The organism is Priestia megaterium, from assembly GCF_023824195.1.
In the GTDB taxonomy this organism is placed as follows: Bacteria; Bacillota; Bacilli; order Bacillales; family Bacillaceae_H; genus Priestia; species Priestia megaterium_D.
Window position 1 is genome coordinate 2,108,837 of sequence record NZ_CP085442.1, and the last position, 24,408, is coordinate 2,133,244.

A 24,408-nucleotide genomic window follows, 5' to 3' on the forward strand; every position below is an offset into this window, starting at 1 on the left:
AATACAATTTATGAACATGAGAAAGGAGTAACAAGCGTGCAACCAATTCATAAAGAAACAGTCCAAAAAAAAATACAAACATTTTTAAATAAAGACGTATATGTACACCTTGAAACGACAAACGGTGCATATGCTTCACACGTAAATGAAAAAGTAATGACAGTTGGAGCTTTTATTCGCAATGGTAAAGTCACTATTTCAAACGGAAAGATAACTGGAGAAGGTCCTTATCGTGTAGGTCTTCAAATTGATTTAGGATGGATTTATGCAGAGGGATTAACAGATTGGGAAATTGATGAAGAAGGCCGACTTCTTCTAGCTGGGCATGACTTTGAAGGTCGTTTAGCAGTTGCCCTTCAATTAAGTGAACACCCGTTTTCATAACAGAAAAGAGAGGAGAATAGAATATGGAAGAAAGATTATTAATTGTATTTCCGCATCCTGACGATGAAGCATATGGAGCAGCAGGAATGATCACGCAAGCTAGACAAAAAGGAACGCCCGTTACATATGCCTGTGTTACGCTAGGTGAAATGGGACGAAATATGGGTAGACCGCTGTTTGCTAACCGTGAAACTTTACCTCAGATCCGAAAAAAAGAACTTTTAGATTTAGCGAACGTTTTAGATATTCAAGACTTGCGTATGCTAGGGCTTCGTGATAAAACGCTGGAATTTCTTGATATTGATGTTTTTGCAGATAAAATTGAAGAAATCATTAACGATGTAAAGCCGACTCACATTTTAACGCATTACCCTGGCTTTGCGGTACACCCTGATCATAATGCTACGGGAGCAGCTACCATTCAAGCGGTAAAACGTATGCCAAAAGAAAAGCGTCCGGTTGTTTGGTGTCATGCGTTTTCAAAAGATCGTATTGAACATATTGGAGAACCAGATGTTATTTTTGATGTAACAGCGATGAAAGATAAAAAAATTGAAGCGTTAAAAGCCCATCGTTCTCAAACAGAAGGAATGATGAACGCAATTGACTTCGACCGCTTATCTGACTATCCGCAAATGGAACGTTTGTTAACTAGAGAAGAATTCTGGACATATAACTGGGAGTAACAGATGAAAAAACAGCGAATTTTATTTATTGGAGCAGGACGAATGGCTGAAGCTGTAGCGGCTGGTTTGGTTACGAGCAGCGCTGACAGTATTGAGGCAGTGGTGATGTCAAACAACGGAGATATTGAGCGGTTACAGCGTGTTGAAAAAACGTACGGCGTACAAACGACGCAAAATTGGCGCCAAGAAGTTGACAATTCGGATGTTATTATTTTAGCGATGCCTCCCGAGGCCCATCCTTCCGTGCTCAAGGAACTTTCGACGCATTTAAATCAACAATTTGTCGTAACGTTAGCGGCAGGAATTGGTCCGAGTTACTTGGAAAATCATCTTCCGCAGGATACGCCTGTCGCTTGGATTATGCCAAATACAGCTGCTATGATTGGACAATCGATGTCTCTGTATACACTTGGAACTTTTGCCACAAAAGAGCATAAAGAAGTGCTTCAAATGATTTTAAAAGGAATTGGTGAAGCGCATGAGTGTTCAGAGAAAGAAGTACATGAGCTAACGGCTGTAACTGGCAGTGCACCTGCGTTTTTATATTATTTTGCAGAATCGTTAATTGATGCAACTACTGCTTACGGTGTGGACGAAAAAACAGCCAAAGATTTAGTTATTCAAATGATGTATGGCTCTGTACAAATGCTGCATGAAACCAAAGATCCTGCGTCTTTAAGAGAGCAAGTAACAACTCCAGGCGGCGCTACTGCCGAAGGGTTAAAAGTGATGAAAGAACAAGACTTTTCCTTAATAATGAAGCAGGCAATTGAAGCAACGAATAAAAAAGCAATGGGTGGAAGCTAAAAAAGCTCGCACAACCATATGTTAGCTGAAAAATCCGAACTATAGTTCAGCATTCTTTCATTAGAATGTTGAATCAGTTCGGATTTTTTAATGAATAGACTTTCTTGACATAAAAATATTCCTCTTTGGAACTGTTTTTTTCTCTATGTCCCAAGCTTTTTTAGTCATCGACAAACCGCTTTTTCGTATCAGAAGTTGGGAGCATGCAGTGCTGCTGTTTGCCAAACCACTTGTATCGGTTGCGAGCGATCCAGTTGTATACTATATCTCGAATAGGCGCAGGAATGATAATGAAAGCATATAAAAATTTAACGGGTCCATCTAAGCGCTTGGCGATTTTTAAAGCAGCCGTTGATTTTACATATCTTTGTTTTCCATGAATATATACAATGCTGTCTAATTGCTCAGGAAGTAAGCCGTGAGAGGCTAGCTGCTGCTTTCCGAAATCTGATTGAAGAGAAGCGAAAGAAAACAAAGCTTGTTCATCATGTTTAATAATATATTGAACACTGCTATTACATAAATTACATATGCCATCAAAAAGAATCAAATGTTTCATTGGACGATTTCGCTCCTATTCCATAAAAAAAGTATAATTACTTGTCATTTTTGAAAAATAAAGGTACGTTTAAAAGATGTGAAAGTGATCCGAATTCAAAGGTAATTCGATTATATAATAAGGACTCTTAAATGTGGTCATTCAAGCGAATAACTTGAAAAACGTAAAGGGGAATGAAGTCTATCAGGTGTGGCTCATAAAAGGTGATAAGCCTCATCCGGCAGGTGCTTTTATAACAGATAAAAAAGGAAACGGGACAGTGGTCTATACGATGAGCCAAAAAGAACAGACTGAAAAGTGGGATGTTATGGCGATTACTTTAGAACCGAATGCGAATAATAAGACGCCAAAAGGAAACATTGTGTTAAGTTCAGCGCTCTGACAAAAACCCTTCTGCTAACAGAAGGGTTTTTGTTACGTGCAGTTAATCATCTTCAAATTGTATAGCAATGGTTTGATCATTTTCTATCTTATTCAGTCGAATTTCCAATAATCCATTTTTGTACTTAGCGCGAACTGGTTCGTCTGTGTAGTGAAAAGGAAGTTTGACCGTGCGAGAAAATACGCCTGTGTGGCGTTCGTTCAGCTTTAACTTTTGTTTAGATGCTTCATAAGCATAAGGAACGTTCCCTTCAACTGTTAATATATTTGCGTCCAACTTGATTTGAATGTCGTTAGTTGAATGCAGTCCAGGAACCTCAACGACGATAATGCCTTCTTTATCGGTTTCATATAAGTCGACGTTTGGAAATCGCTTTGGCAAGATGTGATTTAAATCGCTCCAAAAGTGATTTCCAAGCATATCTTCTACCTTATGCTGAATCGAACCCCAATCAATCTCATCATATTTTTTACTCAAAGGAACCCCTCCTTATATTCACGTAAATTCCTTCTATATATATGAAAAAAAGAAAATTCAATGCCTGCTTACAAAGAATGAGAAAAACACGTAAATAAGTGAAAAAATGTGAGAAAAAAAAGAGATTTTGAGTGAAAAAGAAGGATTATGTAGAATAAAAAAAGTATAATTACGTATAGAGCTTTCTATTATCCTGAATGAAAGCAAGTATGTGAAGGAGGAAGTTGAGATGAGAGAAAAGCGTACATCCAGTGGTTTTCTATTAAAACAACGTGCTTTCTTAAAATTATATATGATTACGATGACAGAACAAGAGCGTCTGTATGGCCTTCGGTTATTAGATGTGTTGAGGGATGAATTTCGACCTTTTGGGTTCAAACCTAATCATTCTGAAGTATACAAAGCTCTTCATGACTTGATTGAAGACGGTGTCCTCAAACAGGTGAAGCGTAAAAAAGAAGGAATGAAGCTTCAAGAAGTGGTTTATTATACATTTACAAATGAGGGAGAAGAGAAAGCTAAATTATATAAAAAACAATTAAAAGTAGAGCTGGAGCGGTGTGAAGCTATGATTCAAAAAGCTATTCGTGACAACTTCGGGTCCAAATGAACGTGTCTTTAGTTAGAAAAGGCACGTTTTTTCTATAGCTGATTTTGTCGTCTTATGTCGGAATAAAAGTTATAAAATGGGTACAAAGTAGTGTAAAAGATGGATATATAGTTATATTATGGATAAAATACACACTTTTAACATATATGGATGAATTCGATTTTAAAGATTATGCACTATTCATAAATAGTGTACGAATTGATATGATACAAAGTGTATATAAATCTATTTAATGCGTTATTTGCCATATTTTAAGAACTTATAAACCGTTATCAGACCATCATTGAAGCATTTTGGTTTTAGCAACTCTGACGAATTTGACTAGATTTGTATCGAGAAGATATTATTTGTTTACTATGAAAGGAATGGATTTTATGAAGTCTACAGGAATTGTAAGAAAAGTAGATGAATTGGGTCGCGTAGTAATTCCTATTGAATTGCGCCGTATTTTAAATATCAACACAGGTGATCCAGTAGAAATATATGTTGATGAAGATATTATTATTTTACAAAAGTATAGCCCGTATGGTGCTTGCTTAGTAACTGGGGAAATTACGCGTGAAAACTTAACCTTTGGGAATGGAAACGTTGTGTTAAGTAAAAAAGGTGCGGAACAGCTTTTACAAGAGTTAGAGCGTACCTTAAATAAATAAGAAGTTTTAAGTCTTAGTATAAGGAAGAGTATCAATCCATCTTTAAACCAAAAAAGAACGTTCTTTTGAGAACGTTCTTTTTTTGATTAAGCCGTTCGAGAAGATTTATTCTCCTCTAGCAGCTGCTTTTTTTGTATTTTTATCAAACGATACGCAAGTCCTGTTGCTCCTGCAGCAAGCCCCGCAATTAGTCCAATCCAATAGCCAAACGCCTGCAAATCGGTGTATTTTGCTAAAGCAATGCCTAAAGGTAGACCAATTACCCAATAAGATACCAAGGACATTAAAAAGGTAACATTTACATCCTTATATCCTCGCAGAGCGCCTTGAATAGGAGCTTGAAGAGCATCAGAAAGCTGAAAGAAAATTGCATAAATCAAAAAATGAGAAGTTAATGCAAGTACATCTGCATCTTTTGTATACAAAGAAGCTACTGATTCTCGAAGAGTAAATAAAAGACCTGCGCAAACAAAAGCCATGCCAACAGCGATAGTTACACCGATCCTGCTATAGCTTCGTGCATCTTGATGACGCTTAGCACCCGCTTCAAATCCCACAACAATCGTTAAAGCCATAGAAATACTCAGCGGAATCATATAGAGAAATGAGGCAAAATTAATAGCTGCTTGGTGAGAAGCGATTGTAATGGTATTGTACGAGCTCATAAACAGCGTGACAGCTGAAAAAATACTTGTTTCGAAAAATACGGAAAAACCGATAGGTAAACCAATTTTTAATATTTCTTTCCAAGCAGAAAAAGAGATACGGTGAAATCTTTTAAATAAATCGAAGTTAGAAAAAGGTTCTTTTTTATGAATAATTACAATGGATACAATGAGTATGCACCAATACGTAACGGCAGTTGCATAACCAGAGCCTACTCCACCCAAGTGGGGGAAGCCCAGCTTACCGAAGATTAATACATAGTTTAAAGCTACATTAACCGGAAGCCCTAAAATGGTGATAAGCATAGACGTACGAGTTTGCCCTAAAGCATCAATAAAGTTTCGTAAAACCGTATAAATAAAAAGCGGAACAATACCAAAAGATAAAGCAATTAAATACTGTTTGGCAATGCGCATTACGTTTGCTTCTAAATTCATCCCTTTTAAAATAGGATCAACAACAAAAAAGCCGATTAAAATAATAACAACGGCCATTAAAATGGAGACATAAAGCCCTTGAATGACGGAGAACGGAACTTTTTTCTTTTGATTAGCTCCGACAAGCTGTGCAACAATTGGTGTAATAGACATTAAAATCCCGCTTAGTCCTGTAAAAACAGGCACCCATAAGCTTGAACCAATTGCTACCCCTGCCAAGTCATCTGCACTTACCCTTCCTGACATCATCGTATCAAAAAAAGTCATTGAAAACATTCCAAACTGGGTGACCAATATCGGAAATAAAATAAAAACGAACTGCTTAACTTTTTGAGACGTTGAAAACGTTTGTTGCATTAAAAAACCCCCAATTTGAAAACATTTACACCAAAAAGCATTATATCACGCCGTGGCTTGTTTTTGCTAAGAGTTCTGACAATAAATTCAAAGAATGTATCCATAAAACGCAGCGATTTAAAAGGAGTAAAAAGGTAAAACAGTATATGATTTTAATTTTGACATGCAGTGAGCTATGATAGAAAGTATAGTAATTATCATTTAACGTGGAGGGATACGTGTGGATTTACAGTTGCAAAGTAAAAATGTACTCATTACCGGCGGATCAAAAGGAATCGGGAAGGCTATTGCTGCTTTGTTTATTCAAGAAGGAGCAAACGTTGGGATTGCTGCAAGAGGAGAGGCAGCATTACAGCATGCACAGTCAGAATTAGAAAACGTACGTACATATACAGCAGACCTAACAAACGAATCAGACAGAGTTGCATTAATTGAGAAGTTCATTAAAGACTTCGGAAGCATTGATATTTTAATTAATAACGCTGGAGGAAGTAATGGAAGCACCGCGATGGAAACAGATTTATCCCTTTTCAAAGAAGCGATGGAGCTTAACTACTTTTCAGCTGTCCACTTGAGCAAGCTAGCAGCGGCGCATATGACAAAAGATGCGGCAATCATTAACGTTACGTCTATTTTCGGAAGGGAAAGTGGAGGGAAAGTCACATACAATAATGCAAAAGCAGCGCTTATCAGCTTCACGAAGTCTTTTGCAGATGAAATGATTTCTAAAGGAATTCGTGTAAATGGAGTTGCGCCGGGCAGCATTTTGCATGAGACGGGTAATTGGAAAAAGAGAATGGAGGAAAATCCAGATAAGATTAAGCAGTTTGTTGAAAATGAAATACCAGCGGGCCGCTTTGGAAAGCCGGAAGAAGTGGCGAACGCAGTTGCTTTTTTAGCATCTTCTCAAGCTTCGTGGATAGTAGGTGCGACGTTAAACGTAGACGGTGGACAGTCAAAAATGAACTTTTAAAAAAAGTGCAGGAATTTCCTGCACTTTTTCATTATCCAATATCTTTTTGAATACGCGGAAGATGAAAATCTTCATTAATAGCATCCGCTGTAAGCTGACCTGATAATGTCACCATTGGCACGCCGCCTCCAGGGTGTGTAGAGCCCCCTACAAAATAAAGGTTAGAAAGAAGCTGACTTCTTGCTGGAATTTTAAACCCTCCATTTTTCTTGCGGTCAGTTGCTACGCCATAAATGGACCCGCCGTTAGCACCGTAAAGCTCCTGGATATCATTAGGGGTAAACGTATATTCAAACTCAATGCTTGAACGTAAGTCTTCTAATCCCATTGCCTCAAGCTTTTTCAATACAATATCACGGTAGCGGTCTTTTAATACAGCCCAGTCGTCTCCTTCTTTTAAAGGAGGTACATGAGTAAGAACGAACAGGTTCTCTTTTCCTTCAGGAGCTTGCGTAGGGTCTGATTTAGATGATACGCCAATGTAAATTGTCGGATCCATTGCTACTTGACCTTTATTAAAGATTGTATCAAACTCTTCTTTCTGGTTCTTTGAGAAGAAGAAATTATGATGTTGAAGCTGCTTATACTGTTTGTTAACTCCTAATAAAAGAACAAGGCCAGAAACAGTAGGTTCAAATTTTGCAAGCTGCTGAGTTTGCTTAGCTGCTTGCTCATGATTTTTTAATAAATAGCGGTAAGTTGGAATTGCTTCTAAATTAGATACTACAATATCCGCTGATAGGCTTTCACCGTTTTCCAGTGTAATTCCAGTTGCTTTTTCTCGGCTTGTCGTAATTTCTTTTACTGGCGTATTTAGATGCACAGTGACGTCAAGTTCTTGAAGGAGCTTATCCATCGCTTCAGCAATTTTGTACATTCCGCCTTTTACGTAATAAATACCTAATCCTAGCTGAACGTGAGCAAGCTGTGTTAATACAGCCGGTGCATGATAAGGAGAAGAACCGATGTACATAATTAAAAAATTAAACAATTGACGCAAATGTTGATTTGAAAAATATTTGCGTGTAGTAGCGTCCATAGATCTCATTGGATCCATTTGAAGAAGTTCTTTTACCGTGTGCATCGTTCGTAAATCATGCAGTCCAGATAAACTTTTTTTATAAAAACTTTTTAAGTTCGATTCGTACATTTTATTTGCATAAGATAAATAGTCAAAAAAACCTTCAATGTCTTCTGGAGCAAGTTCTTGAAGCTGCTGAAGCATGCGGGGAAGGTCACTGGTCAAATCAATTTGTGTTCCATCTTGGAAAAAAGTTCTCCACTGAGGCTCAATTCGTTCTATTGTTAAGTAGTCGTGGATATTGCGGCCTGCACTTTCAAACAGCTGCTCTAGCACCCACGGCATTGTTAAAATAGAAGGTCCCGTATCGAAAGAAAATCCTTTGCCGCTGCGAATATTTAACTTACCGCCAATTCGCTCGCTTTTTTCAACGACTGTTACATCATATCCATCAGCTGAAAGACGAATAGCAGCTGACAGACCACCTAAACCTGCGCCTACAACAATTACTTTCTTTTTCATCTTTTTCCTCCTTATAAAACAAAAGCGAGTTGTCAACAATGTGTATAAAATGACTTCACGCAAAATAAAAATAGGTCTACAACTTTTTATTTTGTCCAGTTCGCTAATTTTCATACGTGAAGGAAAGGAGAAAGGGATGTCTTTTTTACTGGTTGCTCTTGTCTTGACAGGTACGCTTGTCATCACTATCCCTACATTTAAACGTGTAAAAATAGTAAGAAACAATATGTCATGTTTGTCCATTATTATTCCAGCTAGAAATGAAGAAAGAAACCTTACCTTTTTATTGCAGTCACTCCAGTTACGGAACGCTGACTTTGAAGTGATCGTTGTAGATGACAACTCAACAGATAACACTGAGAGGGTAGCCAAAGCATTTGGCGTAAAAGTAGTGCACCCGGGGGCACTTCCAGCTGGGTGGCTAGGAAAGTCATGGGCATGCTGGAATGGAGCAAGAGAAGCAAAAGGCTCGGTGCTTTTGTTTTTAGATGCTGATATTACAGTAGAGAAAGACGGAATTGAAAAAGTATTTTTCTACTATCAACAGCAAGGGGGTGTGCTGTCGATTCATCCTTATCATCTTGTTAAGAGGCCTTATGAAATGTTTTCTGCTTTATTTCACTATGTTACGTTTGCATCGATTGGCGCTTTTCACCCCTTTAAAAATTGGAAAAGTCCTTCTCTCGGTTTCGGGCAGTGCTTGCTTTGCAGCGCAGCCTCCTACTTTCAAAGCGGAGGCCACGAAGGGATAAAAAAAGAAGTGGTTGAAAATATGGCGCTGGTTGAGAAAATGAACAAACAAGGTGAATTTATTACGTGTATGAGTGGACAGGGAGCTCTTTCCATGCGCATGTATCCAAATGGTATGAAAAGTCTTATAAGAGGTTGGAGTAAAAGTTTTGCTTCAGGTGCGGGGAAAACGGAAGCCATTTATTTATTTCTAGTAAGTTTGTGGCTTACTAGCATGATTAATTATGTCCTTTTTTTACCTACTCTATGGAATCAACATGCAGGCTTGGCAATTAGCAGTTATGTTTGCTATGTAAGTCTCTTATTTAATAGCTTAAGAAAAATAGGTTCGTTTACTTTTTTTTCTTTGTGCTTATTTCCTATTCATGTGCTGTTTTTTCTGGGTCTATTCGTATGGTCTTTCATCCAAACAGCGGTGAGAAAGCAAGTTAAATGGAAAGAACGCAGCATATCTATAGAAGAAGAAAAAAAGAAGAAAGTGATAAAATGACAGGTGCTCAGCTCTTAATTAATATCATGGCATGGTTTGTGATTCACATGTTCATCGCCTACAGATGCACAAAAGTTTCTGCCTTTTACTTAAAAAAGGACCTTGCCCTGTTTAAGATTCAAAGCTGGGAAACAGTTGGGATATATAAAAAATTCGGGGTACACCGATGGAAAACGTGGCTTCCTGATGCAGGAAAGCTATTTAAACGAGGATTTTATAAAAAGAAATGGGAGAGTAGAACGAAGGAATATGCACAGCTTTTTTTAATTGAAACAAATCGAGCAGAGTTAACTCACTGGATCAGCATACTTCCTTCTATTCTTTTTTTTATATGGAACTCTCCTTCTATAGGTGTTTGCATGGTTATTTATGCCATTATTGCAAACGTACCGTTTATTTTGGTTCAACGATATAATCGAATACGGATTCATCAAGTCGTTTTAAAACTCAAACGAAATTAATTAACGTGCCTTTGGCTCCGAGTAGGGGCCTCGGTTTTTATTTTTTTCTCCTTATTCGAAGACAATAACTTCTTGGATAAAAGAAAAAAAGAAGCAAAGGCGATATAAATACTAAAAAAGACTAAAAACCCCCATAAACCTGCTATGGCATCATCAAATTCCATATTGCCTCGAGTGGTAATTCCTTGCTGAATTTCAATGGCAAAAACTAAGACAAGCATAACGGTAAGGGTATAGATAAAAGAAATAGCTGTAATACTAAATTTCCATTTTGACAATAATTTAAAGATCATATAAACGCTTAAAAACGTGAGCAGTCCAATAATGCCAATAATCCAGAAGTGAAGTTCTTTATCTGAAAGAGAAAATCCTAGTAAATAAAAAATATAAATTAATCCGTCGTGCAATACATTAATAATATTTGTAATGAAAACAATACATTCTTTCATTTTTTCTCCTTTATAAAAATGTAAGACGTTTAAACTTCTAGGTATACAAGCATGCATAGCCCGTACTCATTCCAATTTTATATAAAAAATGCACTTTCTAGATCAGACGTTAAAGAGATCTGAAATTTCAAATAATATTTATAATTTATATTATAAACAAAAAGGTAAAAAAATAAAAATTTTCGATGCAAACTGACACATTTTTTTCATAATTAAAGAAAGAAATAACTCAAAATATGTGGTTTACTGTAGAAAGAAAAAAAATAAGAGGTATTGATATAACAAATATTCACAAGTGCTTTTATGCATTCTCTTGTAAAGTAGAAGGAAAACTAAGGCAAGTGTTAAATTTATATGTATAGTGGACAAAATAAAAAATAAATATAAAATAGTGAAACCTAAAAAGAAGCTGTCCGTATTAAAGAGTGAGAAGAAAAAAGCGCAGGATACATTTGTGTTTGAAAGCCGATAGAGCTGGGAATAAGAAAGTAGTTATTTTCTCACGTTTGGTGAAAATTATACGTAGCGGTGTTGACAATTTTTTTAAAAGAGTTAAAATGTGAAAGAACAGATTAGCTCTCTTACATTTTTTGTAAGAGAGATTTCTTTTTACATTTACTATAAAAATAAAAGTGAGCTTAAATTTCAATAGAGACAGAGGTGGGAATATGAAACAGCTCATGACAAACGGTAAAAATATTTTTTCGAAACAGCTGCCGTTATTTCTAATTGCAGTTTTGTTGTTTTGGATTAAAACGTATACCGTTTATCGTATCGAATTTAACTTAGGGCTAGATAATTTTATGCAAAAGTTCTTACTTTTCATAAACCCAATTGGTTCGGCAATTTTCTTTTTTGCCATTGCATTACTATTTAAAGGGCGCGGAAAAGTACGAGCATTGCTTGGAATGAATTTTTTACTTTCATTCATCCTGTACGCAAATGTAGTATACTATCGCTTCTTTAATGATTTTATTACTGTTCCTGTATTGACTCAGTCAAACAACTTTGGTCAATTAGGCGGCAGTGCCATGGCTTTAATTAGCCCAACTGATATTTTATACTTCACAGATTTCTTTATTCTTTTAGTTTTAGTACTATGGAAAAAAGTTGACTTACCAGCAACAATTAGTCGACGTACTGTGACAGGTGTATTTTTATCAGGGATTTTATTCTTAAGTGCCAACATCGCACTAGCGGAAATGGATCGTCCTCAACTATTAACGAGAACATTTGACCGCAACTATTTAGTAAAATATTTAGGAACGTATAACTATACGATCTATGACATCATCCAGAGCTCGAAATCTTCAGCACAGCGCGCGCTAGCAGATAGCAGTGATGTGGCTGAGGTAGAGAACTATGCAAAAGCAACATATGCTGAGCCGAACAAAGAATATTTCGGTCAAGCAAAAGGCAAAAACGTTATCTATATTTCATTAGAGTCACTTCAGTCATTTATGATTGGTTATAAGTTAAATGGTGAAGAAGTAACGCCATTCTTAAATTCACTATTAAAAGATCAGAACACAATGTATTTCGATAACTTCTTCCATCAAACAGGGCAAGGTAAAACGTCAGATGCTGAATTCATGATGGAGAACTCATTATTCGGCTTACCTCAAGGTTCTGTATTTACAACAAAAGCAAATAACACCTATCAGTCGCTATCTGGTATTCTAGATCAGCAAGGCTATACAACATCTGTGTTCCACGGAAATGGAAAATCGTTCTGGAACCGTGATGAAATGTATAAATCAATGGGTGTAGAAAAATTCTTTGATTCAGCTTATTACAATATGTCAGAAGAAGATACGCTGAACTATGGTTTAAAAGATAAACCATTCTTTAAAGAATCAATGCCGTACCTAAAAGGCTTAAAGCAGCCATTTAGCGCGAAGTTCATTACGTTATCAAACCACTTCCCTTATCCGCTAGATAAGGAAGACCAAACGATTGGACCTCACAATACGGGAGATAAGTCAGTTGACCAATACTTCCAAACGGCTCGTTATTTAGATGAATCAATCAAGCAATTCTTTGAGGACTTACAGGCCTCTGGTTTAGCAGACAATACGATGGTCGTGATGTACGGTGACCACTACGGTATTTCTGAAAACCATAAGCGTGCAATGGGCGAAGTAATGGGTAAAAACATCAATGATTTTGAACAAGCTCAGCTGCAGCGCGTACCATTATTTATTACTTCACCAGGCCTTAAAGGCGGCGTAAATCATACGTATGGTGGAGATGTAGATGTTCGTCCAACAGTGATGCATTTATTAGGTCTTGATACAAAAGACTATATTGACTTTGGTACAGACTTATTATCAAAAGAACATCAGCAAGTTGTACCTTTCCGTAACGGTGACTTTGTTACACCGAAGGTAACAAAAGTTGATCAGAAAGTGTATGACAATGCAACGGGCAAGCAGCTTTCGGATAAGGAAGCGAAACAGTATGATAAGTATGATGAACTAGTTAAGAAAAAGCTAGAACTATCAGATAAACTTGTTTACGGAGATTTACTCCGCTTTCATACACCAGAAGGGTTCAAACCAATTGAACGCTCGAAGTATGATTACAACAAGCGCGAAGATCAATAAAAAACAGGCAGCTTTTAATAGCTGCCTGTTTTTTTGTTTTGTGAAACCTTTGAAGGTTTTATCCGTATATAAATTATAACAGTAATCGTTTTAAGAGACGGGAAGACAATGGTATAATATGTATACGTTTAAAAGTTCGGTCACATTTGAGATAGGAGTGAAAGCGATGAAAGTCGTTCGAATCATAAAAAAGATTCTTGCCATTTGGGTAACAGGAGCAGTAGCCGTTCCGGTCAGCTATTTTGGATTTAGTACCACGATGATTCAATCCTTTGGCATTAGTATAGGAGTAATGGTCGTGATGAGCCTGTTTTTTATTATGAGCAGTGCTCGACGTCATTATCAAAATCCGTATAGAGAAGAAATTGCATACGTTCGTCATCAAGTAAAAGAGGCAAGAAAGCAATTAAGAACCATTGGAAGCTATCGTTTTAAAATTCGGTCTGTTCATATGTGGACAGAACTTTCTAAACTATACAAAGTAGGCAAAATCATCATTGAAATGGTAGAAAAAGAGCCCGCACGATATAAAGATGTTCAGCCCTTTTTTACGAACTACTTGCAATCAACGGTTACCGTCATTGAAAGGTATATGTTTTTATTATCAAAACCAACGAAAAGCATAGAAGTAAAAGAAAGTCTTCATGAAGCGGAAGATATGCTGCGCGGGTTATCAGGGAAGTATGAGCATTTATTAACAAATGCTCTTTCACAAGATAAGCTGACATTAGATGTAGAGCTTAAGGTGCTAAAACAAGCATTTGAAGAGGAGCAGCCGTATATACCGACAGCTACTAATCGCACAAAGTAACGTAAATGCAAAGGATGGGATTTTATGATGAAAGAATATGATCAAAATCAATCGTTAGATGCGCTGCTTGATGATCCTTTTGCGTCGCCTACCCCGCAGGTACAATCGGACTCTCGCGCTGCAAAAAGAAACACATACGATGATTTGACACCGGAATATCAGGAAAAAGCACAGAAAATCGCAAATCAAATTGATTATAAAAATCAGCAGGCTATCTTACAGTACGGGGTAGCAGCTCAGTCAGAACTATCTCAGTTTTCTCAATCTGTACTACAGCATGTTCAAACGAAAGATACGGGACCAGTAGGAGACGTTATAGGAGATTTGATGAGTAAGATTCGCCAAGTGAATCCCGATGATTTTTCTGCAAAGAAAAAAGGAGTCATCGGTCGATTGTTTTCAGGAGTCTCTAGGCCTATTCAAAATTTATTAACAAAATATCAAAGCATTAATGTTGAAATTGATAAAATTGCAGATAAGTTAGAGCGCTCAAAACAAATGCTGTATCGAGACATTACAATGTTAGATAGCTTATATGATAAAAATAAACAGTTTTACGAGGCGCTTAACGTCTACATTGCAGCGGCAGAATACAAGTTAGTGGCGCTGCAGAATGAAACGCTGCCCCAGCTTCAGCAAACAGCATCTCAAAAAAATGACTACCTGATGGCTCAGGAGGTCAATGATTTAAATCAATTTATCAATAGGCTAGAAAAACGAGTGCATGATTTAAAACTGAGCCGTCAAATTGCCATTCAAAGTGCACCGCAGATTCGATTAATTCAAGAAGTCAATCAGACCCTTGTTGAAAAAATTCAAAGCTCTATTTTAACAGCTATTCCACTTTGGAAAAATCAAGTAGTAATCGCAACCACTTTATTACGCCAAAAGAAAGCAATGGAAGCCCAAAAGCAAGTATCTAAGACAACAAACGACTTGCTTACTAAAAATTCAGAGCTGCTCAAGCAGAATACGATTGAAGTAGCTCGTGAAAACGAGGCGGGGATTGTCGATATCGAAACATTGAAAAAAACGCAGTCCGATTTGATTACCACGTTAGAAGAAGTACTAAAGATACAAGAAGAAGGACGTACGAAGCGTACCGAGGCAGAATCAGAGCTGTATCAAATGGAAAAAGATTTAAAAACTAAACTATTAGATATGAAATAAAGAAAAAGTCGGTTTACACACTTTGTAAACCGACTTTTTCTCTGTTTTATGCATTTTGAAGCGTTCTCGCCATTTCTAAAAACGGAGTTAAATCCCTTTTGGATTTAGGAGCAAAGATCGTTAACCGGAAAGTAGGGTGTTGATTTTGCTTTCGAACGAGAAAACCGTATGCGTTACTTTTATCATCTGATGCTTTGTACGCAGCTTCTATCTCTAAGTTATGGTGAATGAGGTGCGTATCAAGGGAAGTCACTTCCGAAAAGCCAGCTCTTAAAATTTTTTTTGTTTCTTTATTGAGCTCCTCTACACTTTTATTTGAGGGAAACACTTCAATCCGCATCCACAAAGCATCGTTTTTTTTGTTGTAAATGACATCTTTTCGGGGCTCTTCTTCTGTAAACTCGTATCCTTCTAGTACGTAAAGAGTATAGTTTTGATTGGTGCTCCTTTTAAGATAACCCACATCTGTTCTGCTGCTTCCTTTGTAAGGATAGGTGAATTTTTGCTGTGGCAAGCGTTCTCTTGGAGTTTCTTCTTGTGTGTTGATAAGCTCTTCACGAAAAGCAGTTGAGCAGCCATTCATTAAACATATAAAGCAAACAAGAAATATCTTTTTTTTCATAGCTGGCTTCCTTATCTATTTTCATTCATGCGTTTTTACTGAGTTAACAATTGAAATTAACTTTTTTTCATCATCAGAATTTTTAGCCGTAACCATCGTGATTTTTAAAGCAGGGTGCCCCTTTGTTTCTCTTAGTACATATAGCTTTGCTGTTTCTTTTTTACTCCCGGATCTAGATGCAAGCACAACGGGTTGAATAAATAGGGATGTAGAAGAAATCTTTAACGATTTTCCAAACTGGTCATCAAACAATTCTTTTGAACGATCTAGATATGATTTGCTTGTACTTTCTTTCCCGGAAAGGACTTCAATTCGCATCCACGTATAGGGAGTCTTAGTTGAAAAAAGAATATCTTTTCCATCTTCTTCTTTTTGAAGCGTATATTCATTGGGCAATGAAAGAGAATATCCTTGTTCGCTTACGGTGAGCTGCTGATGTTTCTCATTGCTTTCACTGACTGCTTTAACAGAAGGCAGTATAACCATGGTTCCGCTTATCATTAACAGAAAAGCTAAATAAAATTTTCGCATGTATATATCTCCTATTCAAAACGCTAGACAGCGTGTAATTACTATATAAAAATGTTTTCGCCATGTTAGAGTAGGTTTATTTTTGACTTTTTGGTAAAGCTAAAAACACAATCAATTAGTAATGGAGAGAAGACTATGAAAAACCGTAAATCAACTTCTGCAGCTAATCGCCGTCAACAGCGCATGTGTTTGGGTGATGAACGATTATTTGCAGTTGGTATTAAAGCGTTTATTGACAATACGCATGAATCACACCTAGATAAAAAAGGAGGTCATTGAGTGAAATGGTGCTTGTCAATTATCATTATTGTTTCCATTAATTTCTATGGTATTCAGGCGGATGCTGCAAAGAAGAGCAGATTTTATTATGAAAAAAAAGGAGATATCGTGTGGGAAGTTCCCATGAAAGATGAGAAGTTAATTGCGCTTACATTTGATGATGGACCAGATCCTAAATATACGCCGACCATTTTAAATTTATTGCAAAAGTACGGTGCCAAAGCAACTTTTTTTGTAGTCGGCGATCGAATAACGTCTTTTCCCAAGCTTGCTCAAAGAGAAGTTCGTGAAGGTCATGAACTTGCTAATCATACATATAGCCATTTGAAAGTAAGGGACCAGAAAGTAGAGAGAATTGAACAAGAAATTGAAAAAGCGGATGAACGTATACAAGCTATTACAGGAATAAAACCTTACCTGTTTCGTCCACCTACTGGCTATTATGACGATCGGGTAGTAAAAGCTGCTAAAAATCAGCAGTATACTATTATTCTTTGGTCTTGGCATCAAGATACATTTGATTGGAGAAATCCAGGCGTAGGTAAAATTGTAAGTCAAGTGCTTAACCATGCCAGGTCAGGAGATATTGTATTATTTCACGATACGGGAGGCGATCGAACTCAAACCATTGAAGCATTAAAACAAATTTTGCCGAAGTTAAAGGAAGAAGGGTATAAATTTGTGACCGTCTCGGAACTTTTAAAACATCACCCCAATTATAAATCTCTTTACTTGATGCAGCAGCAAAAACAGCACTCCGTTCAATAAGCGGGTGCTGTTTTTCTATGAAAAGCTTTCGCCATTTTCTTAGCTGGTTTTTCCTTCTTTTTCGTTCACATCAGCCGTGTTTCTTTGGAAAAATGCTTTTACTTTATCTCGTTTTTTCTTTGAAATAAGAATATATAATGTATCACCTGCAAAAATTTGTGTATTTCCTCTAGGTGTAAGTAATTTATCCTCTCGAATAACAGCGGTCACTAAAATATCTTCAGGCAGATGAAGTTCTTCAAGCGATTTTCCTGATATATCTGCATGTTCCACCAGCTTCAACTCAATCATTTCATTTTTTGTTTTGCCCATCGAAACAAGCTCGAGACTGTGAGGAACCGTCTCTTTTTCACCTTGAGAAAGGTTTAGAAATTTAGCTAAAGGAGCGATTGTTGCTCCTTGAAGAAGAGCGGAAGTTAAGACGACAAAGAAAACGACGTTAAAGATGAGCGTGCTGTTCTCCAAACCTGCCATCATAGGATAAGTAGCCAATACAATTGGAACAGCTCCTTTTAAACCGGCCCAAGAAATAAACAGCTTTTCTTTGGATGAGTATTTAGCAAACATCATCGAAAGAAATACGCCGAGTGGGCGAGCGACAAACATAAGTAAAAGAGATAGCAGTATACCCTGCCAAATGATATCTAGCAGTTGATTAGGAAAGACAAGAAGGCCGAGTAAAATAAACATTAAAATTTGCATCATCCATGCAAAACCTTCGTTAAAGCGGACAATTGTATGACGATAAGTTAGATCTGCATTCCCTACCACTACAGCCATTACATATACAGCAAGTAGGCCGCTTGCTTCTGCAAATGTGGAAATTCCATAGGTTAGAGCAGCCAATGACAATGTAAGCACAGGGTAAAGTCCTGAAGAGTCCAAATTAATTCGATTAATAATCCAAACGGATGCTTTTCCCAGGACTAAACCAAGTAGCAGTCCAATTCCCATTTGCCAAAAGAAAGTAAGGATTAATGAAAGGATAGGAGAGTCCGGATGTTGAATTAATTCGATAATAGAGACGGTTAAGAAGATAGCCATCGGATCATTGGAACCAGATTCTGCTTCTAGCGTGGAGTTTAGTTTTTGTCGAATATTTTGTGTCCCTAGTACAGAGAACACGGCTGCAGCATCTGTGGAACCGACGATTGCCCCAAATAAAAAGCCTTCAAGCCAAGTGACACCTAAAATATATTTGGCGAGTACACCAGTTAAAACTGTGGTAATGAGGACCCCGAAAGTAGCTAATGAAACGGAAGGGCGAACAACGCGTTTGACATCTTTCCATTTGGTTTGAACGCCACCATCAAAAAGAATAACGATAAGCGCTAATATTCCGAATCCTTGTGTCAAAAGAGCATTGTCAAAATAGATGTAATGGCTAACAACCATTCCTACAATAATAAAGAGTACAAGCGAAGGGACCCCAAGGCGAGTAGAGAATTTTGCAGTAAGTACGCCTATGACAAGGAGAATAGATAATAAAAGAATTGAATGGTCTACCGTAAAATCCAAAAAATACACCTCTTTTGTTCAAAATTTTTATGTAAGCAATAAATGAGGTTCCTCTATAATAATTGTAGCATAGTGAATTTAAAACCTTGAGAAATCTGCTTAACAAAAAAAGAGATGCAGAAACATCTCTTTTTGGTCATGTATAAATAACAGTGATAGATTATTATTTGACATCTTGCTCGTGATAAAGATGAGGAGCTTTAAATGTTGCCCTCTTGTTAACTGAAGAACCTTGATGATCAGGACGAGCACGATCGTAAATAGCTGTTCCCACAATCTCAGCCACATCTTGAAGTTTTTCTTTGCTTATTTTATCAAGGGTATCTTCAGGCGTATGATACCAAGGTTCAGACGGGCTGTGAATAAATAGAGCAGACGGTATTCCTGCCTCTGCAAACGGAACGTGATCACTGCGGCCGCCAGCTTGGAATGGCGTAGGTGATCCATTTAATCTTGTACTTGAAGCTTGAGCTAATTCTGTGACAAGATTTGGTGTTCCATCAGCTGTATTCATCACCAAATCTCCCGCATCTCGACTTCCTACCATGTCTAAATTAAACATTCCAACAATACGATTTTTCTCATCTTCAGATAGCTCACTAACATAATGCTCGGATCCTAGTAAGCCTACTTCTTCAGCTCCGAATGTAACAAATCGCAGTTCTGTATCAGTAGGAAGGGTTTTAAATACGCGCGCTAATTCAAGCACCATTGCTGTTCCAGAAGCATCGTCATTTGCCCCAGGTGCTCCGGCTACAGAGTCGTGATGAGCACCTACTACAATAATATCATTTGTTCCTTTTTTCTTAAAAGTAGAAGGTTTAGTAGCGGTTACATTATAAGATGTTCGCTCACTTACAACAGCCCCTTCAATCTTTACTGTACCTGAAGGCTTTTCGCCTTTTTGAATAGAAGTAAGAATTTTTTCACCTTCCTCTTTAGTAACAGCAAGAGACGGGATGTAGTTATCATTAGCGCCGCCAAGCGTTCCGTTTAGCTCACCGTCTGTATTATTAAAAATAATGACGGCTGCAGCACCTTTTTCAGCAGCATTTAATACTTTTTCACCAAAAGTAATAGAGCCTCGCTGAACTAATACAATTTTATCTTTCACATCTTTGTTTGCTAAATTATCTTTTGTACCAAGCCCTCCATCTACAATTTCAGCCGTAACATTTCCGTTGGTACTGTAAGTAAAAGTTGTTGGAGAGTAGCTTGTCCCGTTTACGCTTAGTGAAAAACTAGCTGCTGGTGTGTAACCGGTGAATGTAAAAGGTTCTACTGCGCTTTGATAGCCTAGTTTAGACAAACGCTTTTGAACAAACGCAGCAGCTTCGCGTTCAGATTCAGTTCCTGCCACACGAGGTTTTTTTGAGAGATACGCAATGTCTTGATAAATTTTCTCAGCATTGACTTTTTTTAATACTTTTTGTTCAGAACTTTGATTGTGAGAAGCAGTTGCAGAAGTAGAAGCTTGTACACTTGTAAAAGATAGAGTCAAACTTGTTGCTATAGCCAAAGAAATCACGGTCTTTTTCATTAAAATCCCCCTAAATTTATCGATGTAGTTGGTACTACTCGAATTTACAATATTAAGAAAATACAAAAAAGAGTAGTATTACCTAAATGTTCCAGATTATTCCGTATCTAATTTCCTATTTTGATAGAGAAAATAATTCAATTAAAATGAAAATATGAAAACAATGAAGGAGATAAAGGAAACTGTGTCAAAAGTAATAAAAAAAGGTATTAGATAAGAATAAAAAAATGAGGTAAACTAGTTTAAAAGTAAGAAGAATTTTCAGAACTTAATTGAGGAGATATAGAGAGTATTAATGTAGAAAACAAAGGCTGGTGGGAAATATTGATGAAAAATAGGGAGGGTGTACGAAAAGCAGCGGCAATAGCGGGTCTTCTGCTTTTAGGGGTGTACATCGTCTTTCAAACTATGGCATTTTTTGAAGGAGCATACGCTCTTGGCAGTTTAATAAAAGATATTTTACTAGTAGGCGTAACAGCCGGCACGGTTTATTTACTTCATAAGCGTTCGGTTCATACACAGGTGTCTGATGAACAGTATCAGCTTGCGACATTAATAAACTCAATGCCGGATTTTATTTGTTTTAAAGATGGAGATGGCAAATGGGTGGCGGTGAACGATTTTGGAAGGGAACTTTATCATTTAAAAGGTATTGATTACAGGGGTAAAACAGATGCAGAGCTTGGAGAGCTTGTGCCTTTCTTTCAAGCCGCTTTCTTGCACTGTATTTCGTCAGATGAAGAAGCTTGGATAAAAAAGGAAAAGGTGCGCACGGAAGAAGCATTTGAGATACCAAACGGCGACGTCAAAACATTTGATGTTATTAAAGTACCTGTGTTTTTTGAGGATGGCTCAAGAAAAGCTCTTATCACGATTGGACGAGATATTACTCAGCAAAAGCTTGCAGAAGAACTTCTGATAAAAAAGGAAAAGCTTTCTGTAGTAGGCGAATTAGCTGCTGGAATTGCCCATGAAATTCGAAATCCACTTACAAGTATTAAAGGGTTTGTTCAGCTCATGAAAGAAACTGACCGATCCGCGATAGGGTACGCTAATATCATGCTTGATGAGCTGGAGCGAATCAATGGTATTGTCAGTGAAATGCTCCTTTTGTCAAAGCCTGAAAGTGAACATTTTCGCGTATTTTCTCTTATAGAAGCGGTTAAGTATGTAATGAGTTTAACCTCTCATGAAGCTTTATTGAAAAACATTGACTTCCTCTACGATGAACAAACACATAGCGCTAGTGTGTACGGAAATAAAAATCATCTTATTCAAGTGTTACTTAATGTTTTTAAAAACGCAATCGAAGCCATGAATAAACCCGGAAATATTTATATTACAATTAAAGCAGCGCATGATGACCAAATTTGTATAGAAGTGAGAGATGAAGGAGTTGGAATTTCTAAAGACCGCTTAGAACATATAGGAGAACCGTTTTTTACTTTAAAAGAAAAAGGAATGGGGCTTGGACTAACAATCAGCTCTAAAATCATTCATGATCATCACGGTACCCTGCAGATTGAGAGTGAACAGGAAAAAGGAACGATTGTAAAAATTGGACTGCCTCTGTATCTTAAAGGTACGGCTGTTTTCGCAAGCAAATGAAATGTTGTAAACGAAAAGTAATGAAAACGTCATCCATTTCTTATTGCTAAACGCAGCCGTACATGATGTAATAAAAGAAACGAACATGTCAGGAAGGTAGCAAAATGAGACGTGCAGATCAAAAAATTATATTACCGTATACACCGGAAAATTTAAGAATGCTATTGCTTCAAGTATGTGACGGAGAAAATCCGTTTTCCCATCAAGACCTTGCTTATTGGTGTGATAAATACACTCTTCATTATTACGAGTACGAAGCGGATGAAACGCAGTGGATGAATGATATGCAGCAGGTAGACAATAGACAAGATCTAGCTAAATCCTATGCCATTGCTAAAGATATTGGCTGGCAGTGGTACTTTTATATGGCTAGAGGAACAACTTTATCTGATATTCAATATGTCGAGCTTCACGAATTAGAATTACCTAGACATTTGTTTGTAAAATGGCTAAATGAACTATATGAAATGTAAGTGTATATATAAATGTAGTACATCCGATGTGACAAAAGAAAGACCATCTCTGATAACGGAGCAAAAGACCACTGGAGTACATACAAGAGTAAAATAGAAAGCTAAGGAAAACCCTTAGCTTTTTTGTTTTGTTAAGATTATTCAAAAAAAACTGTCTTTGGAAAAAGGTATAAAACCTAGTTGACTTATTGGTATTGTTGTATTATAAGTAATAGAGACATAATTTATGGAAAAAATTATAGGGGGAACATCTATGAATAACTTATTAGTCATTCTAAACATCCTTATTATGCTGGCGTTGCTTGCTGGGTTGTTTATGATGCAGAAAAAACACGTGTCATTTTCAAAGCGTGTGTTTACGGCGCTCGGACTAGGGATTATCTTTGGTTTTGCTCTTCAGTGGATCTATGGTCCGACTCATGAAGTAACGATAACAACGGCCGATTGGTTTAGCATTGTAGGAAGCGGATATGTTAAGTTTCTTCAAATGATTGTTATGCCGCTTGTATTTGTATCGATTGTAGCAGCATTCACTCGCTTAAAATTAACCAGCAATATTGGAAAGATTAGTAGTTTAATTATCGGAATTTTGCTTGTAACAACAGCGATAGCAGCTGCCATTGGTATTTTTACAACGACGAGCTTCAATTTAGAATCTGTCCAAATCACAAAAGGGGAAGCCGAACTTCAGCGCGGAGAGGACTTAGAAAACAATTTATCTAGTTTAGAAGCAAAAACAATCCCGCAGCAAGTAGTAGAATTATTACCGGCTAACCCGTTTCTTGATTTAACAGGCGCACGTTCAACTTCCACGATTGGCGTTGTCATCTTTGCAGCATTTGTTGGAATTGCGTATTTAGGAGTGAAGCGTAAAAAGCCAGAGGAAGCGGCGTTATTTTCAAAAATTATTGATACGCTGTATGCAATTGTGATGCGTGTAGTGACGCTAATTCTTCGTTTAACTCCTTATGGGGTACTTGCAATTATGACAAAAACAGTGGCCACGAGTGATATTGATGCGATTGTTAAACTTGGAAAATTTGTTGTAGCATCGTATGTCGCATTAGCAGCTATGTTTATTGTTCACTTGCTCATTCTAACGATCATAGGTGTAAATCCAATCACTTACGTGAAGAAAGTATTTCCTGTATTGGCGTTTGCCTTTACTTCCCGTACAAGTGCTGGAGCGTTGCCTTTGAACGTTAATACACAAACGAGACAGTTAGGAGTTCCAGAAGGAATTGCGAATTTTGCAGGTTCATTTGGTCTGACAATTGGTCAAAATGGATGTGCTGGAATATATCCAGCTATGTTAGCCGTTATGATTGCACCAACGGTAGGGATTGATCCCTTAACACCTTTATTTATTTTCACGTTAATTGCCATTGTAGCAATTAGTTCGTTTGGGGTAGCAGGTGTTGGTGGAGGAGCTACATTTGCGGCTTTACTTGTATTATCTTCTATGAATTTGCCCGTAGCGCTAGCGGGATTATTAATTTCAGTAGAACCATTGATTGATATGGGGCGTACGGCGCTTAATGTAAGTGGAAGTATGACAGCGGGAGTTGTCACTAGTAAACTAACAAAAGAGCTAGATACAAACGTATACAACGATCAAACCATCTCACCTGAAACAGCAGAAGTGTAAAAGAGATGCGTAATCCATAGTTAACAATGTTAACTATGGATTTTTTTTCTTTATTCACATAAAATAGGAAAAAATACTTATGATAACGCTTTCAAAAAAGGTTATAGTGAAAAATGTGTACGTACTTTATTTTACGGGAGGGTTTTAATT

Annotated in this window: 26 protein-coding genes; 17 read left to right on the forward strand and 9 right to left on the reverse strand. The window is 37.2% G+C overall.

The features are described from left to right. Window positions 1-36: 36 nt before the first annotated feature. From LIS78_RS10640 to proC, 3 genes are read left to right on the forward strand one after another with little or no spacing between them, the layout of a single operon-like run. A complete protein-coding gene (locus LIS78_RS10640; protein ID WP_013056714.1) occupies window positions 37-384 on the forward strand; it encodes a YojF family protein in 348 nt (115 codons plus the stop codon). Between the two features lie 23 nt (window positions 385-407). After that, window positions 408-1,070 (forward strand): bacillithiol biosynthesis deacetylase BshB2, encoded by a 663-nt coding sequence (bshB2, locus tag LIS78_RS10645; RefSeq protein ID WP_013056715.1) that lies wholly within the window; start codon window positions 408-410, stop codon window positions 1,068-1,070. Window positions 1,071-1,073: 3 nt separating this feature from the next. Next, on the forward strand, window positions 1,074-1,877 hold the full coding sequence (gene proC, locus LIS78_RS10650; RefSeq protein WP_195780288.1) for a pyrroline-5-carboxylate reductase: 804 nt from the start codon (window positions 1,074-1,076) through the stop codon (window positions 1,875-1,877). Window positions 1,878-2,037: 160 nt separating this feature from the next. Here proC and LIS78_RS10655 read toward each other — a convergent pair whose 3' ends face one another. Further along, window positions 2,038-2,436, reverse strand: a complete 399-nt coding sequence (locus LIS78_RS10655; RefSeq protein WP_121944948.1) for a thiol-disulfide oxidoreductase DCC family protein — start codon at window positions 2,434-2,436, stop codon at window positions 2,038-2,040. 133 nt (window positions 2,437-2,569) lie between these two features. Between LIS78_RS10655 and LIS78_RS10660 the strand changes: the two genes are divergently transcribed. Continuing rightward, a complete protein-coding gene (locus LIS78_RS10660; protein WP_252285136.1) occupies window positions 2,570-2,818 on the forward strand; it encodes an anti-sigma factor in 249 nt (82 codons plus the stop codon). A gap of 42 nt (window positions 2,819-2,860) precedes the next feature. Here LIS78_RS10660 and LIS78_RS10665 read toward each other — a convergent pair whose 3' ends face one another. Next, entirely contained in the window at window positions 2,861-3,295 is a 435-nt protein-coding gene (locus LIS78_RS10665) for an Hsp20/alpha crystallin family protein (RefSeq protein ID WP_209151563.1), read from the reverse strand. 229 nt (window positions 3,296-3,524) lie between these two features. Here LIS78_RS10665 and LIS78_RS10670 point away from each other — a divergent pair, with 229 nt between their 5' ends. Further along, complete coding sequence (locus tag LIS78_RS10670; RefSeq protein WP_013056721.1) at window positions 3,525-3,905, forward strand: replication termination protein; 381 nt, start codon at window positions 3,525-3,527, stop codon at window positions 3,903-3,905. Between the two features lie 374 nt (window positions 3,906-4,279). Then, window positions 4,280-4,558: an AbrB/MazE/SpoVT family DNA-binding domain-containing protein gene (locus LIS78_RS10675; RefSeq protein WP_025752053.1), complete on the forward strand. Its 279-nt coding sequence runs from the start codon at window positions 4,280-4,282 to the stop codon at window positions 4,556-4,558. An 86-nt stretch (window positions 4,559-4,644) separates the two neighbouring features. On the opposite strand, the gene LIS78_RS10680 is transcribed toward LIS78_RS10675, so the two are convergent. Further along, entirely contained in the window at window positions 4,645-6,018 is a 1,374-nt protein-coding gene (locus tag LIS78_RS10680) for an MATE family efflux transporter (protein WP_195780286.1), read from the reverse strand. 220 nt (window positions 6,019-6,238) lie between these two features. On the opposite strand from LIS78_RS10680, the gene LIS78_RS10685 reads away from it, so the two are divergent. Continuing rightward, window positions 6,239-6,991: an SDR family NAD(P)-dependent oxidoreductase gene (locus LIS78_RS10685; protein ID WP_195780285.1), complete on the forward strand. Its 753-nt coding sequence runs from the start codon at window positions 6,239-6,241 to the stop codon at window positions 6,989-6,991. A 31-nt stretch (window positions 6,992-7,022) separates the two neighbouring features. On the opposite strand, the gene LIS78_RS10690 is transcribed toward LIS78_RS10685, so the two are convergent. Then, window positions 7,023-8,534 carry a phytoene desaturase family protein gene (locus LIS78_RS10690; protein WP_195780284.1) on the reverse strand — a complete coding sequence of 504 codons (1,512 nt, stop codon included), beginning with the start codon at window positions 8,532-8,534 and terminating at the stop codon, window positions 7,023-7,025. A gap of 136 nt (window positions 8,535-8,670) precedes the next feature. Between LIS78_RS10690 and LIS78_RS10695 the strand changes: the two genes are divergently transcribed. Then, window positions 8,671-9,774, forward strand: a complete 1,104-nt coding sequence (locus LIS78_RS10695; protein ID WP_195780283.1) for a glycosyltransferase family 2 protein — start codon at window positions 8,671-8,673, stop codon at window positions 9,772-9,774. Beyond that, window positions 9,717-10,235: a glycosyl-4,4'-diaponeurosporenoate acyltransferase CrtO family protein gene (locus LIS78_RS10700; protein ID WP_252285137.1), complete on the forward strand. Its 519-nt coding sequence runs from the start codon at window positions 9,717-9,719 to the stop codon at window positions 10,233-10,235. The genes LIS78_RS10695 and LIS78_RS10700 overlap by 58 nt, the downstream gene beginning before the upstream one ends. Here LIS78_RS10700 and LIS78_RS10705 read toward each other — a convergent pair. Continuing rightward, a complete protein-coding gene (locus LIS78_RS10705) occupies window positions 10,232-10,684 on the reverse strand; it encodes a hypothetical protein (protein ID WP_013056728.1) in 453 nt (150 codons plus the stop codon). The genes LIS78_RS10700 and LIS78_RS10705 overlap by 4 nt on opposite strands. A 668-nt stretch (window positions 10,685-11,352) precedes the next feature. On the opposite strand from LIS78_RS10705, the gene ltaS reads away from it, so the two are divergent. The 3 genes from ltaS to LIS78_RS10720 all read left to right on the forward strand — a co-directional run bounded on the left by ltaS (window position 11,353) and on the right by LIS78_RS10720 (window position 15,271). After that, entirely contained in the window at window positions 11,353-13,290 is a 1,938-nt protein-coding gene (ltaS, locus tag LIS78_RS10710; RefSeq protein ID WP_195780282.1) for a lipoteichoic acid synthase, read from the forward strand. 166 nt (window positions 13,291-13,456) lie between these two features. Continuing rightward, entirely contained in the window at window positions 13,457-14,101 is a 645-nt protein-coding gene (locus tag LIS78_RS10715; protein WP_195780281.1) for a 5-bromo-4-chloroindolyl phosphate hydrolysis family protein, read from the forward strand. A gap of 24 nt (window positions 14,102-14,125) precedes the next feature. Continuing rightward, complete coding sequence (locus LIS78_RS10720) at window positions 14,126-15,271, forward strand: toxic anion resistance protein (RefSeq protein ID WP_195780280.1); 1,146 nt, start codon at window positions 14,126-14,128, stop codon at window positions 15,269-15,271. Window positions 15,272-15,317: 46 nt separating this feature from the next. Here the strand turns inward: LIS78_RS10720 and LIS78_RS10725 are convergent, their stop codons facing one another. Both LIS78_RS10725 and LIS78_RS10730 read right to left on the reverse strand, forming a co-directional pair. Then, window positions 15,318-15,893, reverse strand: a complete 576-nt coding sequence (locus tag LIS78_RS10725) for a DUF8580 domain-containing lipoprotein (protein ID WP_252285139.1) — start codon at window positions 15,891-15,893, stop codon at window positions 15,318-15,320. 21 nt (window positions 15,894-15,914) lie between these two features. Further along, entirely contained in the window at window positions 15,915-16,424 is a 510-nt protein-coding gene (locus tag LIS78_RS10730; protein ID WP_252285140.1) for a hypothetical protein, read from the reverse strand. Between the two features lie 135 nt (window positions 16,425-16,559). Between LIS78_RS10730 and LIS78_RS10735 the strand changes: the two genes are divergently transcribed. After that, complete coding sequence (locus LIS78_RS10735) at window positions 16,560-16,703, forward strand: hypothetical protein (RefSeq protein WP_195780277.1); 144 nt, start codon at window positions 16,560-16,562, stop codon at window positions 16,701-16,703. After that, complete coding sequence (locus LIS78_RS10740; RefSeq protein ID WP_252285141.1) at window positions 16,704-17,471, forward strand: polysaccharide deacetylase family protein; 768 nt, start codon at window positions 16,704-16,706, stop codon at window positions 17,469-17,471. It begins immediately after the preceding gene. A 39-nt stretch (window positions 17,472-17,510) separates the two neighbouring features. Here LIS78_RS10740 and LIS78_RS10745 read toward each other — a convergent pair whose 3' ends face one another. Next, complete coding sequence (locus LIS78_RS10745) at window positions 17,511-18,989, reverse strand: potassium/proton antiporter (RefSeq protein ID WP_195780275.1); 1,479 nt, start codon at window positions 18,987-18,989, stop codon at window positions 17,511-17,513. 163 nt (window positions 18,990-19,152) lie between these two features. After that, a complete protein-coding gene (locus LIS78_RS10750; protein ID WP_209151568.1) occupies window positions 19,153-20,529 on the reverse strand; it encodes a M28 family peptidase in 1,377 nt (458 codons plus the stop codon). A 327-nt stretch (window positions 20,530-20,856) separates the two neighbouring features. Here LIS78_RS10750 and LIS78_RS10755 point away from each other — a divergent pair, with 327 nt between their 5' ends. From LIS78_RS10755 to LIS78_RS10765, 3 genes are all read left to right on the forward strand, one after another. Beyond that, a complete protein-coding gene (locus tag LIS78_RS10755) occupies window positions 20,857-22,137 on the forward strand; it encodes an ATP-binding protein (RefSeq protein ID WP_229754439.1) in 1,281 nt (426 codons plus the stop codon). Between the two features lie 104 nt (window positions 22,138-22,241). Then, window positions 22,242-22,610 carry a hypothetical protein gene (locus LIS78_RS10760; RefSeq protein WP_252285142.1) on the forward strand — a complete coding sequence of 123 codons (369 nt, stop codon included), beginning with the start codon at window positions 22,242-22,244 and terminating at the stop codon, window positions 22,608-22,610. 253 nt (window positions 22,611-22,863) lie between these two features. Then, the gene (locus LIS78_RS10765) at window positions 22,864-24,258 is read left to right on the forward strand and encodes an L-cystine transporter (protein WP_252285144.1); all 1,395 of its coding nucleotides are present in this window, start codon (window positions 22,864-22,866) and stop codon (window positions 24,256-24,258) included. The last annotated feature ends 150 nt before the right edge of the window (window positions 24,259-24,408 follow it).

What these genes read in the sequence shown, in the direction of transcription:
- bshB2 (WP_013056715.1), top strand. Translation starts at nt 408, where the DNA reads ATGGAAGAAAGATTATTAATTGTATTTCCGCATCCTGACGATGAAGCA.
- proC (WP_195780288.1), top strand. Translation starts at nt 1,074, where the DNA reads ATGAAAAAACAGCGAATTTTATTTATTGGAGCAGGACGAATGGCTGAA.
- LIS78_RS10655 (WP_121944948.1), bottom strand. Translation starts at nt 2,436, where the DNA reads ATGAAACATTTGATTCTTTTTGATGGCATATGTAATTTATGTAATAGC.
- LIS78_RS10670 (WP_013056721.1), top strand. Translation starts at nt 3,525, where the DNA reads ATGAGAGAAAAGCGTACATCCAGTGGTTTTCTATTAAAACAACGTGCT.
- LIS78_RS10675 (WP_025752053.1), top strand. Translation starts at nt 4,280, where the DNA reads ATGAAGTCTACAGGAATTGTAAGAAAAGTAGATGAATTGGGTCGCGTA.
- LIS78_RS10680 (WP_195780286.1), bottom strand. Translation starts at nt 6,018, where the DNA reads ATGCAACAAACGTTTTCAACGTCTCAAAAAGTTAAGCAGTTCGTTTTT.
- LIS78_RS10690 (WP_195780284.1), bottom strand. Translation starts at nt 8,534, where the DNA reads ATGAAAAAGAAAGTAATTGTTGTAGGCGCAGGTTTAGGTGGTCTGTCA.
- LIS78_RS10695 (WP_195780283.1), top strand. Translation starts at nt 8,671, where the DNA reads ATGTCTTTTTTACTGGTTGCTCTTGTCTTGACAGGTACGCTTGTCATC.
- LIS78_RS10700 (WP_252285137.1), top strand. Translation starts at nt 9,717, where the DNA reads ATGGAAAGAACGCAGCATATCTATAGAAGAAGAAAAAAAGAAGAAAGT.
- LIS78_RS10705 (WP_013056728.1), bottom strand. Translation starts at nt 10,684, where the DNA reads ATGAAAGAATGTATTGTTTTCATTACAAATATTATTAATGTATTGCAC.
- ltaS (WP_195780282.1), top strand. Translation starts at nt 11,353, where the DNA reads ATGAAACAGCTCATGACAAACGGTAAAAATATTTTTTCGAAACAGCTG.
- LIS78_RS10715 (WP_195780281.1), top strand. Translation starts at nt 13,457, where the DNA reads ATGAAAGTCGTTCGAATCATAAAAAAGATTCTTGCCATTTGGGTAACA.
- LIS78_RS10720 (WP_195780280.1), top strand. Translation starts at nt 14,126, where the DNA reads ATGATGAAAGAATATGATCAAAATCAATCGTTAGATGCGCTGCTTGAT.
- LIS78_RS10725 (WP_252285139.1), bottom strand. Translation starts at nt 15,893, where the DNA reads ATGAAAAAAAAGATATTTCTTGTTTGCTTTATATGTTTAATGAATGGC.
- LIS78_RS10730 (WP_252285140.1), bottom strand. Translation starts at nt 16,424, where the DNA reads ATGCGAAAATTTTATTTAGCTTTTCTGTTAATGATAAGCGGAACCATG.
- LIS78_RS10735 (WP_195780277.1), top strand. Translation starts at nt 16,560, where the DNA reads ATGAAAAACCGTAAATCAACTTCTGCAGCTAATCGCCGTCAACAGCGC.
- LIS78_RS10750 (WP_209151568.1), bottom strand. Translation starts at nt 20,529, where the DNA reads ATGAAAAAGACCGTGATTTCTTTGGCTATAGCAACAAGTTTGACTCTA.
- LIS78_RS10755 (WP_229754439.1), top strand. Translation starts at nt 20,857, where the DNA reads ATGAAAAATAGGGAGGGTGTACGAAAAGCAGCGGCAATAGCGGGTCTT.
- LIS78_RS10760 (WP_252285142.1), top strand. Translation starts at nt 22,242, where the DNA reads ATGAGACGTGCAGATCAAAAAATTATATTACCGTATACACCGGAAAAT.
- LIS78_RS10765 (WP_252285144.1), top strand. Translation starts at nt 22,864, where the DNA reads ATGAATAACTTATTAGTCATTCTAAACATCCTTATTATGCTGGCGTTG.